The following is a 15553-nucleotide window of genomic DNA, read 5'->3' as shown; positions in this document are numbered from 1 at the left end:
CCCCAAAGGAGCCTGCTAAATTAAGAGTATTACAAACATTTACAACTCTCGGAGCCAGCTTCCGAGTCGATCGATAGAACAAATCTTGAGCAGTGATCTACCCTGGTGCGGGGATCTGGGAGTAGCTGCCTCTAGGAAGTACGGAGAAACAAAGTGAACAACCCGTCAAATCGAGTTTCAGAGTTCTTTGAAAGTGAGTCGGAAGGCGGCAACTTGCTTTGGCAATACGTCCAATCCATGAGTCCAGAGACGATTACCCAGCTTTCCAAACCCTCGTCTCAGGAAGTGTTTCAGGTAATGGAACGCAATATTGTCGGGCTGTTGGGGCACCTACCCCCAGAACATTTTGGCGTAACTATCACCACTAATCGTGAAAATTTAGGGCGTCTGCTGGCTTCGGCGATGATTAGTGGCTATTTCTTGCGGAACGCCGAACAAAGAATGACCTTTGAAAACGTTTTGGCAGGTGGTGCTGAAGTCAACTTGTCTGATGCTGAGTAGGGACGACCGGCATCAGCGCCAATTGTACCAATGATTGTATTGCAATTGCCGCAACAAAGCAGCTCGGCAAACTGGGAAGTCAGTCTGCCGAGTTCTGCTATTTTGGAGTTTAGGCGATCGCTTCTAACCTAGTACTCCCAAAACGGTCGAAACCTCCCCTGGCGTAACCACCCCGACTCCTACGCCCGCGCCCGGAATCTGCACGATGTCCCTGGATGTCGCGCTGTCAAGCGTACAATTTGGGTATGCAATCCCAGCTTCCTATGCGTGAAACCTCCTCTCCCATCCCCCACAAAAACATCGGCGTTGCCGTTATCTGGAACGAGCAGAAAGCAATTTTAATCGATCGCAGACCCCAGAATGGTCTTCTGGGCGGGCTTTGGGAATTTCCTGGCGGCAAATTAGAGCCGGGTGAAACCATTGAAGAATGTATTAAAAGAGAAATTCAGGAGGAATTGGGGATTGAAATTGAAGTGGGTAAGCATCTCATCACTATCGACCACACTTATACCCACTTCCGCGTCACTCTCAACGTCCATCACTGCCGCCACCTCACAGGCATTCCCCAACCCATCGAATCTGATGAAATCCGCTGGGTGACATTGGACGAAATCGATCGGTTTCCCTTTCCCAAAGCGAACGTCCAAATTATCGACGCCCTGCGGCAGAATTAGAAATTTCTAATTCGATTTACGAACCGCGAAGGACGCCAAGGACGCAAAGAGAAGAGGGAAGAGGGAAGAGTGCGATCGCGTTCATTCTTTTTTATAAAATTTTCAGTATCATTATGGCTTCTAGACGACTTCATGCTGGCGGTAAGATCAAAGCCAAGGCACGATTTAGCATTTCTTTTTTATTAATTAGTTGTTCTAATTCTTCTAGTTCATAACGTCCTTCTTCTACCTCTAAGGAAGCCTTATCAATAGCATTCAAGTAGGCTTCTTCTAGAGTTTCAACCAACTCTTCTGGCGTTAGGTAATAACTCTCTGCTTGACGACGCTTATTTGTTCTCGGAATTTCTCGAACTGAATTTCGGATAGAGACTTCCCAAGAACGAGTCGTGCGATTTTCAGTTTGCTGTTTAATTAGATGTAGCAGCAGAATCACTGCATAACTACGAATGTTATCAATAAGGTCGTTTTTGCTCATTTCTTCGAGTTCTTCTACAATCGCTAACGAGCCTTAGATATCACCTTTTAGCAGCAAGTCTTTAAGGTCTAATAGTTCTTCCATAACGGCTGATTTAATCTAAGTTGTTTCTATTGTATTTTGAAGCGATCGCTCATCCGCAAAGGCGCAGCAGCTGTCAGTGTTACAGGTTCCATAGATTAGCCGTGAGATACGGAGATTACACAGTTGTAGTCTAGCCGTCTCTCTTGTGGCAAGAACATCAATACCCATCTATTATCATCAGAAGCGATCGCCCATCTTTTCCCGCTTTCGTCGAGTTTCGTCTGTGTAGCTGCGATTTCCTTTTCTCCGGGACTTCTTCACTGAGGACAGCCAACCAACTTCGTACAATAAAGAAGCAACTCGCGCTAGCCATTCCTGACTGTGAAGCAAGCCTCAAACGGTTCCACCCCTAACTTTCAGCCTTGTCAGATTGTTTGTTTAGACCATGAAAATACTCGCCTGTACGCTGACGTGATTCAAGTTGTCGATTCGCGGCAGATATGTTGGGTGCGTCCTTTGATGCTTACTGTAGTTCCAGACAATGATGCCAACTTGTTACCAACGCTGTACGATTTGCGTCAGGGTGCCGATTTAGTATGGCCTGTAACGTTGTTTCGACCAGCGCTGGATACCGAGGTGATTCCCCTGTTAATGCAATTGGACGCCCCAGATGCGACGGCGGACGCCTCAGATGCCCACTGGCAACTCAGTTGGTTTGTCCGCCAAGTTTGGCAAGCCAATCAGAGTGATTTTCAGGCTTCGTAGCGAATTCCGGCATCTCTCATCCGTTGAATCGCTTCGTGCATCCGTTCATCTGCCACGGTGAGGGCAATCCGAAAAAAGCCTTCCCCAGCAGCACCATACCCGTTTCCAGGGGGCACTATAAGACCGCATTTCTCCAGTAACAGGGTGACAAATTCCGTTGAAGTATAACCTTTGGGAACGGGTACCCAAATATAGAGGGTGGCTTTGGGAGGCTCAATAGGCCATCCTAAGGATTGCAATCCTTCGACGATGATGTTGCGGCGGTTTTGGTAAACTGACATCACCGCTTGGAGTTCTTCTTCTGAGGTTTCATAGGCAGCGATCGCTGCCCGTTGAATTGCCTTGAAGATGCCAGAATCTACATTGGTTTTAACTTGTCCCAGTCCCTTAATTCCGATCGCATTCCCCACGACAAAACCAACCCGCCAGCCGGTCATATTGTAAGACTTAGATAAACTGTGAAATTCAATGGCAATGTCCTTTGCGCCCGGAACTTGTAGCACGCTTGGGGGTTTATAACCGTCATAAGCCATTTCCGAATAGGCGTGGTCGTGACAGATTAGAATATCGTAATGTTTGCAGTAGGTAACTAATTCTTCAAAGAATTCCAGCGTTGCCAGCGCACCTGTGGGATTGTTGGGATAGTTGATCCACAATAATTTCGCTTTCTGTGCTACTTCTTTCGGGATAGCATCTAAATCCGGTAAAAAACCGCGTTCTGCTAGCAGGGGCATTGTGTAGGGTTCCCCCCCAGCAAAAATTGTGGAAGTGCGGTACACCGGATAACCAGGGTCTGGAATTAGGGTGTAGTCTCCCGGTTCTACGAACGCTAAAAATGTATTGTGAATCGCTTCTTTCGACCCAACAGAAGACACTACCTCGGTTTCTGGATTTAAGCCAGCGACACCAAAGCGACGTTCCATCCAATCCGCAGCGGCTTGGCGATATTCTTTAGTTCCCTGATAAGGGGGATAGTTATGAGTCGAAGGTTCGTCAATCGCCTCATGCATCGCCTGGACAATATGCGCTGGCGTCGGACGGTCTGGATCGCCAACTCCAATGTTGATGATGTCCACCCCTTTGGCGATCATTTCATGCTGCTTGCGATTAATCTCGGCAAATAGGTACGGCGGTATCTTTTCTAAACGTTTGGCAAACTGCATGGCGATTTAACAACTGAAAAATAGAGCAAGTGCAAACAATTAGACAGTTTACCGCCAGGTGAGCCAAACGGATAAGAGATTGGTCTAGAAAGATTCCCAAGGCACGAATATTGTCTCGTGCCATCGACTAAATCTGCCTTTGATTTTTAATTTTACTTATGCACTGGGCACAAGTTGAATTCGACCGGCATCCATCTCTGACATGAGTAATTCCAGCGCCTCATAATCAACGTCAGAGATGTGACCCATTCTGGTCAATTCATAGTTTATTTCGTTCTCTATATCTGGAGTTAATTTCTTAATATAGAGAGCTTTTTCTACCAGTTGACGAATCGCGTATGTAGTTCTCATAAAAACCGATAGAACCCCGCACTTAAAAATTATCGGTTGAATATATAGATGAGCCAGTGATCTAAAGCTAGAGTTTAAAGTGATCTAAATCACTGTGAGATTAACCGCAATTGCCGCTAATTTTTTAAATAATTTCTGACAACTCTATGAAGCTTCGGAGTTGATGTTTAATAGCAATAATATTATCGTTGATAAGTTTTAATGGTGTGAAGAATAGCAGCGGATGTTTGTTTGAAGACCTATGTTTGAAGACTTAAGTGCCTGACGGGCGGAAATGCGCTTCGCATAGGATTATACTAAGAATACATCTGTCTTAGGTTAGATGCAGAAATTTAAAAAGATATACAAAGAGATTTATTTAATAGAGAACTTCTAAAAAGTCCGTATTAGGGGACACTTTTCAAACAAGCTTATTGAAAACTTTATATAAGAGGAGGTAACTAATGAAGATTTAGCAAACTACCTAAAAGGGGGTAGCCAATACCATAGTTTACAGTTTATTGTCGAAGCTATTACACAAATTTTTGTTTACAGCTGAAACAGGATGTTGTCATGCAAAGTACGCTAGTTCGCCCCAACGTTGCAGTTATTCGGCCCCAAGGTTATATCAATGCATCGAATGCGGTTGAGTTTCAAGGTCAACTGACGGCAGCTGTTTCTTCACCCGATCGATCTATTGTGCTGATTGATATGGTTCAAGTAGAGTTTCTCGATAGTGCTGGCTTGATGGCGTTTGTTTCGGCTCACCGTTTAGCACACAGTCTAGGACGGCGGTTTAGCCTCTGTTCGGTTTCGCCCTCGATTCGGATGATTTTTGAACTGGCTCAACTTGACGGAGTATTTGAAATTTTTGAAAGTCCTGCCGCCTTGGAAGCAAATATTGGAGTATAAGAACAAGCAAATACTTCTGAAGGAAAACTGAGAAGTTGAGCGCTATTGCTGAGTGCTAACTCTGAATTGGTGCTAGGGTTGAATCTGAGGCACTGGAAGCAGGGGAGCGTTTTGCAGTGGCGATCGCAGTCGAGAAACTACTTACACCAGAGATCCAGAAACCAGCTCGTTATTTGGGAAATGAGCTAGGAGCTGTCCACAAGCCTTGGGAAGCGGCGGCGGTACGCTGGGTTCTGACATACCCAGAAATTTATGAAGTGGGTGCATCGAATCTTGGGCATATCATTCTCTACAACATATTGAATGCTCAGTTGGGGCAGCTGTGCGATCGCGCATATTTACCCGCCCCTGATTTAGCGGCGAAACTCCGAGAAACACAGACGCCGTTATTTGCCGTGGAGTCGCGGCGAAGTCTTACAGATTTTGATATTTTGGGCTTTAGTCTCAGCTACGAGCTGGGAGCCACCAATATTCTGGAAATGCTGGATTTGGCCGGGATTCCCCTGACGTGGCGAGAGAGGCACACAAGCACAAGCGCAGGGGAGAGTGAAGAATTTCTCTGGAATTATCCCCTAATTTTTGCTGGGGGACAGACGGCAACCTCGAATCCCGAACCCTACGCAGACTTTTTCGATTTCTTGGCTCTGGGAGATGGCGAGGAAGTGCTGCCAGAGATTGGCTGGGTAGTGGAAAAAGGCAAAAAAGCTCAACTCAGTCGAGAACAACTATTGCTGAATTTGGCACAAGTACCAGGCGTATATGTGCCACAGTTCTACGACATGGCAGAAGATGGCTCAGTCCATCCCAATCGCCCGGATGTACCACAGCGGGTTTTACGGCGAGTTGCCGCCCCCCTGCCAGCTTATTCCATCGGGCTAGTACCTTATGTGGAGACAGTCCACGACCGACTGACCATTGAAGTGCGGCGCGGCTGTACTCGCGGTTGCCGCTTCTGCCAGCCTGGGATGCTGACTCGTCCGGCGCGGGATGTGGAACCGCAGGAAGTCGTAGAGGCAATTGAAAAGGGAATGCGGGCGACGGGATATAACGAGTTTTCCCTGCTGTCCTTGAGTTGTTCGGATTATCTATCTCTACCGGCGGTGGGGATGGAAATCAAAAATCGCCTCAAAGATGAAAATATTTCCCTTTCTTTACCCAGTCAGCGGGTAGACCGATTTGATGAAAATATCGCCAATATTCTCGGCGGGACGCGGCAAAGTGGGCTGACTTTTGCGCCGGAAGCTGGAACCCAGCGGATGCGGGACATTATCAACAAGGGGTTGACGAACGCAGAATTGCTGCGGGGCGTGAAAACAGCCTACGAGCAGGGTTGGGAAAAAATTAAGCTGTATTTTATGATTGGTCTGCCTGGAGAGACGGATGTAGATGTTATCGGCATTGCCGAAACTGTCCGTTGGCTACAGCAAGAATGTCGGACTGAAGGCAGAAAGCGTCTGCATTTCAACCTGACGATTTCCAACTTTACGCCGAAGCCTCACACGCCTTTCCAGTGGCACTCTGTCTCTACAACTGAGTTTCAACAGAAGCAGAAACTTCTCCGCGACGAGTTTCGCGGGATGAGGGGGGTGAAGGTAAACTTCACCGATGTGCGACTTTCGGCGATGGAAGATTTTATGGGACGGGGCGATAGGCGTCTGGCATCAGTGCTGCGTCGCGCTTGGGAACTGGGTGCGGGGATGGATGCCTGGTTTGATAGTGTGGAGCGGGCTTTTGCGGCTTGGGGACAAGCGATCGCCGAATCTGGCTTAACCTGGAAATACCGCCTTGTCGAGAACGGCGAATGGAATTTGATGGGGAATGGGAATGAACAGCTACCCATTCACGATTCCCCATCCCCAATTACCAATCCCCAATTAGATGCGCCGTTGCCTTGGGATCATATCGATACGGGAATTGATAAGAACTGGCTAGTCGCTGACCTGAAACGGGCTTTAGAAGCTGCAACAGTGCCGGATTGCTCTTTTGAAGGCTGTTCTCACTGTGGCATTTGCGGGACTGATTTTGGGCACAATATTGTCATCAAGCCGTTGCCGATTCCAGAATTTGCCGGACACTTCACGCCGAATACAGCTAGGGTGCAGCGGTTGCGGGTTTGGTTGGGCAAGCTGGGCGATATGGCGCTGGTGAGTCATCTAGATTTGGTGCGCCTGTTTGACCGTGCTGTGCGTCGGGCGGCATTGCCAGTTGCTTTTACGGGCGGGTTTCATCCCAGTCCCCGCATTTCTCCAGCGAGTGCGCTGTCGCTGGGAGCAACCAGTGAAGGTGAAATTGTGGACTTTGAGCTAACCCAGACGATGGATGTGGCGACGTTTCAGGAGAAGTTAGCTGCCCAGTTGCCATCTGATATCCCGGTTTATCGGGTGGCAGATGTTGATTTGAAGGCTCCTTCGGCGACTCAGTTGTTGGAAAAAGCGGAGTATTTGATTGCGGTGGCAGCGCTTCTGTCGGCGTCACCAGAGGAGTGGGAAGGCTGGGTGGAGGCGATTAAAGCGAGTGAGAGCATTTTAATTGAGCAAGCTACGAAGTCTGGGAAGAAGAAACAGATAAATCTGCGCGATCGCTTGTTTGAATTGGAGATGAATGAACCGCCAAGACGCAAAGAGCGCCAAGAAAGAGGGGAAGATAGAGGGGAAGAAGGCGTTGTTCTGCGCTATTTGGGCAGTTGCCAAAATGATGGAACTGTGCTAAGACCGGAGCATATCGTCTTCATGCTGGAGCAAGTGACGGGGCGGGAGTTTCAGCTGTTGCACGCTCACCGACGTCAGCTGCTTTTGAAGGATTGATTGCCTAATGCGGATTCTTGCCATTGGCGACATTCACCTGCCTCTATCCGAACAACCTGAGTTTATGTTGTTCTGGGAACGGTTTAACAAGCCAGCGCCCCACTTTTCCGGCAAAACGATGGTTTGCGGACATACCAGCCAAAAAAGTGGCGTGCCGGTCAATCTCGGTCACGCCATCTGTATCGATACCTAGGTTTACGGTGAAGGTTGGCTGACTTGCCTGGATGTGACGAGTGGCAGAGTCTGGCCAAGCAAATCAAGCAGGTCAGCAGCGAAATGGTTGGATTGACGAATTTCTCGGCAGTAGTGATGCTCCAGCATCTAAATTTTGGTTCCCAGGCTCAGCTTGGGAACGAGGAACAACCTCCAACCTTTGATTAAGACCAGTGAATGTGCGATCGCTCTTGCACGACTCTTTGATAAACTGCTTCAGTTTGTTTCCCTATCTTCGACCAGCTGAACCGACGTTCTAAATCTTCATAAGCGTTATCAATTAGCCATTGGGCGTAACCCGAATTTTTTAGCACTTCTAAGATGCCCCAGGCGAGAGAATCCGAGTTGTTCGTCTGAGTAACAACCCCAGTCTTGGTGTGTTGCACGACTTCTGGTAAACCACCCGTGTCTGATACAACAACTGGCACGCGGGCGGCAAAGCTTTCTAGGGCAACAATGCCAAAGGGTTCGTAGAGACTGGGAAATACGGCGCAGTCGGCAACGGTTTGGAATTTATCTAGGTCGGCATCTGACATAAAGCCAGTGAAATAGCAGTCGTCCCAAATGCCTAAATTCCAAACTTGCTGCTTCAGCGGGTCAGTATTGCCGCCGCCAATAATCACAAATTTGACGTTGCCCCCCATTTCCCAAATGACTTTCGGGGCAGCATTCAACAACACGGAAACGCCCTTTTCGTAGGACATTCGACCCACATAATAGACAATTTTCTCCCGATCTTCGGCAAACTGGCGACGGAAGTTCAAAGCATCAAACTCGTGCCAGCGCGGTTTCTTTTCCGGTCGGATGCCGTTGTAAATGACATCCATTTTGTCCCAAGGAGTTTCTAGCGCTCGTTCTACTTCTTGCCGCATATAGTCGGTACAAACAATAATCCGCCAAGAGTTATAGGCGAGAAGTTTTTCTTTGCCGCTAATATAGCGGTGGTCGTCGTTGTAGATGCCGTTGTAACGACCAAATTCTGTGGCGTGAATCGTAGTAATCAGCGGTACTTTAAAATTGTGCTTGAGGGCGATCGCGGCATCTCCCACCAGCCAATCGTGGGCATGGATCAAATCAAACGGGCCATCTTCCATCATCAGCTTACCGCCGTGAATCCCCATGCTCTGGTTCAAATTCACGACCCAGTGGAAGAAGTCATAACCGTAACCCACTGGCACCCGATGTACGTGGACGCCATCTACCACTTCGTACAGCGGCGCGTGACCAAACTCCACTGTCAGCAAGTGGACTTCATGCCCCAGTTTGATCAGTTCTGGATATAACTCCCCTACATGGCGGGCAATTCCTCCGACAATGCGCGGCGGAAATTCCCAAGTCAGGACTAAAATCTTCATTTCCCCCAATCCCCCCAATTCAGTTACAAATCGCTACAGATCGACATAGTTCTAAAAATTATAGTCTCCTAGTTGGGACAATAAGGGTGTTATAGATTTAAATAATCTTTTAACCCTGAGCAGAGATAGACACTCAATCTATTTCTATTGTTGCTTTTATTTGAGGGATAAGCAGTTAATACAATAAGAAGCAAGAAAAGAATAAATTATGAAATGTGAAGCCTAGAGTTTATTTCTTTTCTAGCTCTAGATATCAATCGCCTTCATCCTACCGCTAGCTCTTGATGTGCTGCCGAATAGATATTTCAATAACGAAGTTTGTCCCCAAATAAACTCTAAAAGACACTTCAATTGCCTATCCGGTTTTTCCACAATAATCCCCAGATTAATTAACCACCCCAGACCGATGCTCTTGCCCATCGGTTTCGTTGTGAAAAAGAAGGCATGATTTGCCATCCATATTGCCATTTGGGAACATCTATGACTTCCGTGGGAATGCGGATGTTGCTGGGTTGATATGGAATTGCTCGGTGCGTGCGATCGCTTAGTTTGCCACTAGATGCGACAAAAGACGAATTTAAGTTAGAGAAATCTGTTGGCGAAATGCCTGCCACGCAGCGATCGCTTGATCGTTCGAGGCAACTCCTTTTTGCATTAAAATAACGCCATCTTTGAAGCCAATGATGCCATACTCCCCACTACCAGACAGCCGATCGATCGTGGGAACACCCTGTTGCAATAGTCCGCGTTCTTCCTTGAAAGCGGCTTTATACTGCTGCGCTTGCCACAAATCAGCAATGATGTAATCCACATTGACCACTTCACCAGCATCATTGCGGAGTTGCAAAGACGGGAAGCGGATGATTTCGCGGCGACCAGAAAGATGGGGCACGAGATAGGTTGTTGCCGTTACACTGGCGTCAGGCGGAATCTGAGCCAATAAAGGGCTTCCTTGGCTGACGTGTTCCCATTGCCGCGTCAGAGGGACATAAACCAAAGGCTGAATAGAATCTGGGATCAGGAAGTAAAAAGTCCGATTGGGGTTAGAAGTGAGCGTAAAAAACACTGAAAGGCAGAGGCAGATGACCCAAAAGCGCCGAAACGACGGCGAAATCGATTTGGGATAATTAGGTTGCACCTCAGACTCAGCAATCTCTGATGTCTGAGGTTTTCGCCCCCATTTAAAATCTCTTATCCAGATTCTAAAGTCGCTTTGCCCTGCCCACCAGAGAATTGCCCCGTAAAATAGCCCAGGCACGATTGTCATCGCATAGCGAATATTAATGGCTAGAACCGACTGTCCCTTACCTAATAAAAGTTTCAATAGGGGAAATCCCGCTACCATCCAAGAAGCCGGAGAAATCGCTGGCACAAAAGCCAGGGGCAACCATTGACCTAATAAATACTTAATCGTGCCAAAGAAGGGTGAAAACAGCTCGACGATGAGTCGCCAGGGGTTAGTCACCATTCCCCAGATAATTTCTAAGGTAGAAGCTTCTTCGCCATCCGCATACTGCCCGAACCGCTCCATCATAAACCGCTGAGAAATATCCTCGGAAAACAGCGGCATGATCAGATTAGTGAGGACAATCATGTAAGCAAAACTGAGGCTACAGACGGCAAGACCCGCCCTGGGATAGCGTTTGCTCAGGATCATGTAAAACCCGATACTAAACAGACTCACACCCGAATCTTCCCGAACCGCCAGAATCAAAACAGCCAGCACCCAAAATAGCCACCACCAGCGCTTTTCCATTGCTAGCAGCAATCCAAAGGTAAAGAGGGGAATTTGGCAAATATCGTGGAAATTAGCTAAGGTAGGGCCAAGAACAGCGTTAGCGCCGTAAAAGCTGACAGTAATTAGGGCGGAAATTCCCGGTTCCAGATGCTGTCGAGCTAGGACGTACAGAACCAAACCGGCGGTGGTTACGAGCGTAACTTGCAAAACGCTGAGAGTTGCGGGTGAGGGAAACAGGGCATATAAGGGTAGCCACAGCAAAAGGGCTGGGGTGAAGTGTTGCCCTAAGCGGTGGTAAAAAACTTCTGGGACTTCGCCATTGTGGACAACGTTGGTCGAAAGCTGCGAAGACAGGGAACTCTGAAAGAAGCGACCGTGAATGCCGTTCCAGAAGACTTGATTAAAGATGCCTTGATCGTAGGAGGAATAAAAGGTGAAGTGCCGATGCAGGATGAAGATGAGAGCGAACAAAAAAAATGCGATCGCTGCACCCATCACTACCCGTAACGCTGGCTGCTTGTGTAATTTCAACAACATCACTCACAATCGTTTATAAATGTTAAATAGATATTAAATTGAAAGCGGACTTTCGCTTCTCGTCCACTCTCAGTCAATACCCCTAAGAATTAAAGTGTCATCGGTTGGTTCCCAGTGCTGAAACCAGATTACATACAGGCAGCTCTTGAAAAACCTACCCATTCTGAAGCATCGCTACAGCTACTGCTGTTTGTCGATGAGCGTCCGAGTTCGCGCAAACAAATCCAGCAAATCCAAACTTATCTGGAGAACTTAAAGACCGAGTTTCCCTTTGAACTTCAGATGGTCGAGGTGGGGGAGCAGCCCTATTTAGCCGAACACTTTAAACTGGTGGCAACCCCAGCCTTGATCAAGATTCATCCAAAACCCCGACAGACGCTGGCTGGGAGTAATTTAATCGCTCAACTGAAGAATTGTTGGCCTCGCTGGCAACTGTGTGCCGAAGAATACCAGGAGACTTTAGCACGCGAGACCAACTCACCGACCACCGAGGCAGAAAAATCAGCGATTCGTTCTGTTGCTCATTCCGCAGAACTGATTCAACTGTCTGACGAAATTTTTCGCCTCAAGAAAGAAAAAGAAGAACTGCTGGAGCAGCTACAGTTTAAAGACCGGGTACTCGCCATGTTAGCTCACGACCTGCGGAGTCCCCTAACAGCCGCCTCTCTGACAATGGAAACTTTAGAATTAAGCTTAAATTCAAACAACAGCAGCAGACCCGCCAAGCTAACACCAGCACTGACCGAGCAGTTAAGCAAGCAGGCTCGTACCCAAATCCGGGCAATGGATCGGCTGATCGCAGATATTCTGCAAGCCGCCAGGGGTACGAGCGCCCAATTGCATATTCAACCGCATAAGTTGGACTTGGGGGCGCTTTGTTATGAGGTAATTAATTCACTGAAAAATCGGTGTCAGGGGAAATCTCAATCCTTGGAAACCGATATTCCCCAGGATTTGCCCTATGTCTATGCGGATGAAGAACGGGTGCGCCAAGTGATAGTCAACCTTCTGGATAACGCGATTAAGTACACGCCAGAGGGTGGCAGGATTCAAGTTTCAATGCTGCACCGCACGACCCAGAAAATTCAGGTGAGTGTTGGGGACACGGGTTTTGGTATCCCTGCGGAGAATCAAGAGCGCATCTTTGAGGATCGCTATCGCCTAGAGCGAGACGAAGCAAAAGAAGGGTATGGGATTGGTCTTGGCTTATGCCAGCGGATTATTCGGGCGCATTATGGGCGGATTTGGGTAAACTCGAATCTAGATAAGGGCAGCATTTTTCACTTCACGCTGCCGATTTACAAATAATTAAAAATTAAAAATTAAAAATTAAAAATTAAACACAAATAATTAAAAATTAAACACAAATAATTAAAAATTAAATTCTTGCTTTTTTTACCTTATTGTGCAAGTTTGGGGGAAATGAGCGATCGCTCTCGTTGCCGATGTGTGTTTGTGTCCTCTGCGACGAAAGCAATTCGTCAAAGGAGCGATCGCACAAAAGAGATCAACAGAAGCGATCGCGCTTAAACCGGCAGTGCCGCAGTCGTCGGAGAAGTCCCTGCCATAGCACCAGAGTAAACCAGACCCCGTTGCATATCTAGCGTCAAAATCGCTCCATCCCGAATAATTTCCGTCGCCTTCTTGACGCCCACAATTACCGGCACCCCAAGGCGTAAGCCAATCACAGCCGCATGACTGGTTAGGCTTTCATCCTCAGTAATAATCCCAGATGCCTTGCGAATTGCTTCCACAAAATCGGCATTCGTGCGGGGCACCACCAGAATTTCCCCATGATTAAAGTTTCCCACCTCTTTAGCAGTGCAAGCCACTCGCGCTCGACCGCTCACCGATCCCTGACCAATCCCAATTCCCTTGCCGAGAACTGATGTCACCATCTCAACTTTAATCAGGTCGGTTGAACCAGAGATGCCTTGGAGCGTCCCGGCAGTCATCACCACCAAATCTCCTTCAGCCAGCAGATGTTTCTCCAGTGCCACGTTGATTGCCGCCTGGAACGTCTGACCCGCTGAAGGTAAATCCAGCACCAGAAGCGGCTTCACGCCCCACACCATCTGCAACTGCCGCGCCACGTCCACATGGGGAGTCACTGCCAGAACCGGCGTAGAAGGTCGAAACTTAGAAACATTTCGGGCAGTGGCACCGCTTTTGGTCAACGACATAATCGCTGCTGCCCCCAGCTGCTCGGAAATTTGACCAACCGCCTGACTAATAGCATTCGTGATCGAGCGAGTGGTGCCCCGCACGTTACGGGCGATTTGTTCTTGCTCAATCCGCACGGCAATTCGCGCCATCGTCTCCACCGCTTCGATGGGGTATTTACCTACCGCTGTCTCGTTGGAGAGCATCACGGCGTCGGTTCCGTCCAAAATCGCATTGGCGACATCGGAAATTTCAGCACGGGTGGGACGGGGATTGTTCACCATGCTGTCCAACATCTGAGTTGCCGTAATTACCGGAATGCCCAGCTGATTCGATGTTGCAATCAGCCGCTTTTGCAGGATCGGGACATCCTCAGCAGGCAATTCAACGCCCAAGTCACCACGAGCCACCATGACACCATCGCTGAGCGAGAGAATGGCTTCCATTTGGTCGATGGCTTCGTGCTTTTCAATCTTGACAACCACCGGCACTTGCTTACCAGCACTGGAAATCAGCTCTTTAATTTCCAGCACATCCTGGGGGTTGCGGACAAAGCTCAGCGCTACCCAGTCAACGCCTTGGTCAAGACCAAACATCAAGTCTTTACGGTCTTTGTCAGTCAGCGCCTTAATTGACAGATAGACGCCAGGGAAATTCACTCCTTTGTTATTAGAAAGTGGCCCGCCTACGACAACGCGACAGTGCAATTCCCGCGCCGTGCGGTCTATCTGTTCCACCCGCATTTCCACTTTGCCATCATCCAAGAGAATCGCTGCCCCGGTCGGGACTTCATCTGCTAGAGGTTCGTAGGTGACAGAGCTAATTTCTTGGGTGCCTGGGACGAGGTGACTGGTTAAGATGAAGCGATCGCCCTTATTGAGGACGATAGACCCCATTTCAAACCGTCCCAAACGAATTTTGGGGCCTTGCAAGTCTTGCAAAATGCCCACCGGCTGATTCAGTTCAAAAGCCATCTGGCGGATCAAGCGAATGCTACGCTGATGGTCTTCATGAGTTCCATGAGAAAAGTTGAGGCGCAGGGTCGTCGCACCCGCTTCAATTAAAGCGCGTAAGACCTCTGGACTACTGGTAGCAGGGCCAATCGTAGCGACAATTTTTGTCCGGCGCTGGGGATTTCGCAGTTGCATGGGGCAAAATTCAGGGAGAGCAGAAGAGGACTGCGTGTAACACGAAAGCAAAGGGATACTATCACATTTGTTCCAACTCCTATTAGGGCTTTGGAGCCACTTCCCCTCTCTACTGTGTAGATATTATACTAAAAAACTTATGAATTTTACGGATTCATCGGTTCCCTGCGGTCTTGGTTGATGGGTTGCCCGGTCTCAGGTGCCGGTTTCTTTTGTGCCTCAGTAACCGGCTTGTAGACTAGACCTGAAGGCATAATTGTCCCGGTGAGATCGGCACCCGTCACGTCAAATGCTTCCTTCGCTTTGACCCCCTGTAGACTCGCATACTGCATCTTCGCAAACCGCATCTTCGCACCGCTGAGGTTAGCTCCATTTAGAACAGCATTGCTCAGATTAGCATTCTCCAAGGTGGCTGCTGTGAGATCGGCACCGGCTAGCACGACACTGGTGAGATTGGCACCCTTGAGATTGGCACCCTTTAAGTTGGCACCGCTTAGGTCATACCCGGTCAAGTTCACATTGCTCAAGTCACAAAATTGACATTCTTTATTAATTAATAATCTCTGAACGTGTTCTGGATTCTCTGCTTTGACCGACACTGCAAAGCAGACAGGCATCAACAGGGCGGTAGCGAGGATTCCTGGTTTCATGGGATGGTAGCCAACTGAGGAGATGAGTATCGATTGAACTGCCAAGACGCTCTCTTGTTAGCCATGCGCGTCGGAACAAAAGAGTCAACGGGGATGGAATG

The 15553-nt window shown here is 48.3% G+C and carries 14 protein-coding genes and 3 pseudogenes; 8 read left to right on the top strand and 9 right to left on the bottom strand.

The features are described 5' to 3' along the window. Window positions 1-153: 153 nt before the first annotated feature. Window positions 154-501 (top strand): DUF760 domain-containing protein, encoded by a 348-nt coding sequence (locus tag ACFW2W_RS23890; RefSeq protein WP_378184187.1) that lies wholly within the window; start codon window positions 154-156, stop codon window positions 499-501. A 191-nt stretch (window positions 502-692) separates the two neighbouring features. After that, window positions 693-1175, top strand: a pseudogene (gene mutT / locus ACFW2W_RS23885) (8-oxo-dGTP diphosphatase MutT); the annotation flags it as partial. 130 nt (window positions 1176-1305) lie between these two features. Here the strand turns inward: mutT and ACFW2W_RS23880 are convergent. Together ACFW2W_RS23880 and ACFW2W_RS23875 are read right to left on the bottom strand one after the other, a co-directional pair. Next, window positions 1306-1734 (bottom strand): annotated as a pseudogene (locus ACFW2W_RS23880) (DUF29 family protein). Window positions 1735-1911: 177 nt separating this feature from the next. Further along, window positions 1912-2064, bottom strand: coding sequence for a hypothetical protein (locus tag ACFW2W_RS23875; RefSeq protein ID WP_378184185.1), 153 nt, complete (start codon window positions 2062-2064; stop codon window positions 1912-1914). Between ACFW2W_RS23875 and ACFW2W_RS23870 the strand changes: the two genes are divergently transcribed. After that, window positions 2056-2439, top strand: coding sequence for a hypothetical protein (locus ACFW2W_RS23870; protein ID WP_378184183.1), 384 nt, complete (start codon window positions 2056-2058; stop codon window positions 2437-2439). The two genes, ACFW2W_RS23875 and ACFW2W_RS23870, sit on opposite strands and share 9 nt — an antisense overlap. On the opposite strand, the gene ACFW2W_RS23865 is transcribed toward ACFW2W_RS23870, so the two are convergent. Together ACFW2W_RS23865 and ACFW2W_RS23860 are read right to left on the bottom strand one after the other, a co-directional pair. Beyond that, window positions 2427-3602: a pyridoxal phosphate-dependent aminotransferase gene (locus ACFW2W_RS23865; protein ID WP_378184181.1), complete on the bottom strand. Its 1176-nt coding sequence runs from the start codon at window positions 3600-3602 to the stop codon at window positions 2427-2429. The two genes, ACFW2W_RS23870 and ACFW2W_RS23865, sit on opposite strands and share 13 nt — an antisense overlap. 156 nt (window positions 3603-3758) lie before the next feature. After that, window positions 3759-3953, bottom strand: coding sequence for a hypothetical protein (locus ACFW2W_RS23860; protein ID WP_190412161.1), 195 nt, complete (start codon window positions 3951-3953; stop codon window positions 3759-3761). A 552-nt stretch (window positions 3954-4505) separates the two neighbouring features. Here ACFW2W_RS23860 and ACFW2W_RS23855 point away from each other — a divergent pair. The 3 genes and pseudogenes from ACFW2W_RS23855 to ACFW2W_RS23845 form a co-directional block, all read left to right on the top strand. Next, a complete protein-coding gene (locus tag ACFW2W_RS23855) occupies window positions 4506-4844 on the top strand; it encodes an STAS domain-containing protein (RefSeq protein WP_378184179.1) in 339 nt (112 codons plus the stop codon). A 116-nt stretch (window positions 4845-4960) separates the two neighbouring features. Continuing rightward, the gene (locus ACFW2W_RS23850) at window positions 4961-7648 is read left to right on the top strand and encodes a TIGR03960 family B12-binding radical SAM protein (protein WP_378184177.1); all 2688 of its coding nucleotides are present in this window, start codon (window positions 4961-4963) and stop codon (window positions 7646-7648) included. A gap of 28 nt (window positions 7649-7676) precedes the next feature. After that, a pseudogene (locus ACFW2W_RS23845) lies at window positions 7677-8025 on the top strand (hypothetical protein); the annotation flags it as partial. On the opposite strand, the gene ACFW2W_RS23840 reads toward ACFW2W_RS23845, so the two are convergent. From ACFW2W_RS23840 to ACFW2W_RS23830, 3 genes are all read right to left on the bottom strand, one after another. Then, window positions 8026-9216, bottom strand: coding sequence for a glycosyltransferase family 4 protein (locus ACFW2W_RS23840; protein ID WP_378184175.1), 1191 nt, complete (start codon window positions 9214-9216; stop codon window positions 8026-8028). Window positions 9217-9605: 389 nt separating this feature from the next. Continuing rightward, window positions 9606-9830 (bottom strand): hypothetical protein, encoded by a 225-nt coding sequence (locus ACFW2W_RS23835; protein WP_378184173.1) that lies wholly within the window; start codon window positions 9828-9830, stop codon window positions 9606-9608. Further along, the gene (locus ACFW2W_RS23830; RefSeq protein ID WP_378184171.1) at window positions 9794-11491 is read right to left on the bottom strand and encodes a DUF2079 domain-containing protein; all 1698 of its coding nucleotides are present in this window, start codon (window positions 11489-11491) and stop codon (window positions 9794-9796) included. Before ACFW2W_RS23830 ends, ACFW2W_RS23835 begins: the two co-directional genes overlap by 37 nt. 114 nt (window positions 11492-11605) lie before the next feature. Between ACFW2W_RS23830 and ACFW2W_RS23825 the strand changes: the two genes are divergently transcribed. Beyond that, window positions 11606-12799, top strand: coding sequence for a histidine kinase (locus tag ACFW2W_RS23825; protein WP_378184169.1), 1194 nt, complete (start codon window positions 11606-11608; stop codon window positions 12797-12799). 78 nt (window positions 12800-12877) lie between these two features. Beyond that, on the top strand, window positions 12878-13021 hold the full coding sequence (locus ACFW2W_RS23820) for a hypothetical protein (protein WP_378184167.1): 144 nt from the start codon (window positions 12878-12880) through the stop codon (window positions 13019-13021). Here the strand turns inward: ACFW2W_RS23820 and pyk are convergent. Together pyk and ACFW2W_RS23810 are read right to left on the bottom strand one after the other, a co-directional pair. Continuing rightward, complete coding sequence (gene pyk, locus ACFW2W_RS23815) at window positions 13018-14802, bottom strand: pyruvate kinase (protein WP_378184165.1); 1785 nt, start codon at window positions 14800-14802, stop codon at window positions 13018-13020. The two genes, ACFW2W_RS23820 and pyk, sit on opposite strands and share 4 nt — an antisense overlap. A gap of 146 nt (window positions 14803-14948) precedes the next feature. After that, a complete protein-coding gene (locus tag ACFW2W_RS23810) occupies window positions 14949-15497 on the bottom strand; it encodes a pentapeptide repeat-containing protein (protein ID WP_378184163.1) in 549 nt (182 codons plus the stop codon). Between the last annotated feature and the right edge of the window lie 56 nt (window positions 15498-15553).

The organism is Coleofasciculus sp. H7-2, from assembly GCF_042747725.1.
Lineage (GTDB): Bacteria > Cyanobacteriota > Cyanobacteriia > Cyanobacteriales > FACHB-T130 > FACHB-T130.
This window is presented reverse-complemented; position numbering and strand designations above follow the sequence as displayed.

What these genes read in the sequence shown, in the direction of transcription:
- ACFW2W_RS23865 (WP_378184181.1), bottom strand. Translation starts at nt 3,602, where the DNA reads ATGCAGTTTGCCAAACGTTTAGAAAAGATACCGCCGTACCTATTTGCC.
- ACFW2W_RS23860 (WP_190412161.1), bottom strand. Translation starts at nt 3,953, where the DNA reads ATGAGAACTACATACGCGATTCGTCAACTGGTAGAAAAAGCTCTCTAT.
- ACFW2W_RS23855 (WP_378184179.1), top strand. Translation starts at nt 4,506, where the DNA reads ATGCAAAGTACGCTAGTTCGCCCCAACGTTGCAGTTATTCGGCCCCAA.
- ACFW2W_RS23840 (WP_378184175.1), bottom strand. Translation starts at nt 9,216, where the DNA reads ATGAAGATTTTAGTCCTGACTTGGGAATTTCCGCCGCGCATTGTCGGA.
- ACFW2W_RS23830 (WP_378184171.1), bottom strand. Translation starts at nt 11,491, where the DNA reads ATGTTGTTGAAATTACACAAGCAGCCAGCGTTACGGGTAGTGATGGGT.
- pyk (WP_378184165.1), bottom strand. Translation starts at nt 14,802, where the DNA reads ATGCAACTGCGAAATCCCCAGCGCCGGACAAAAATTGTCGCTACGATT.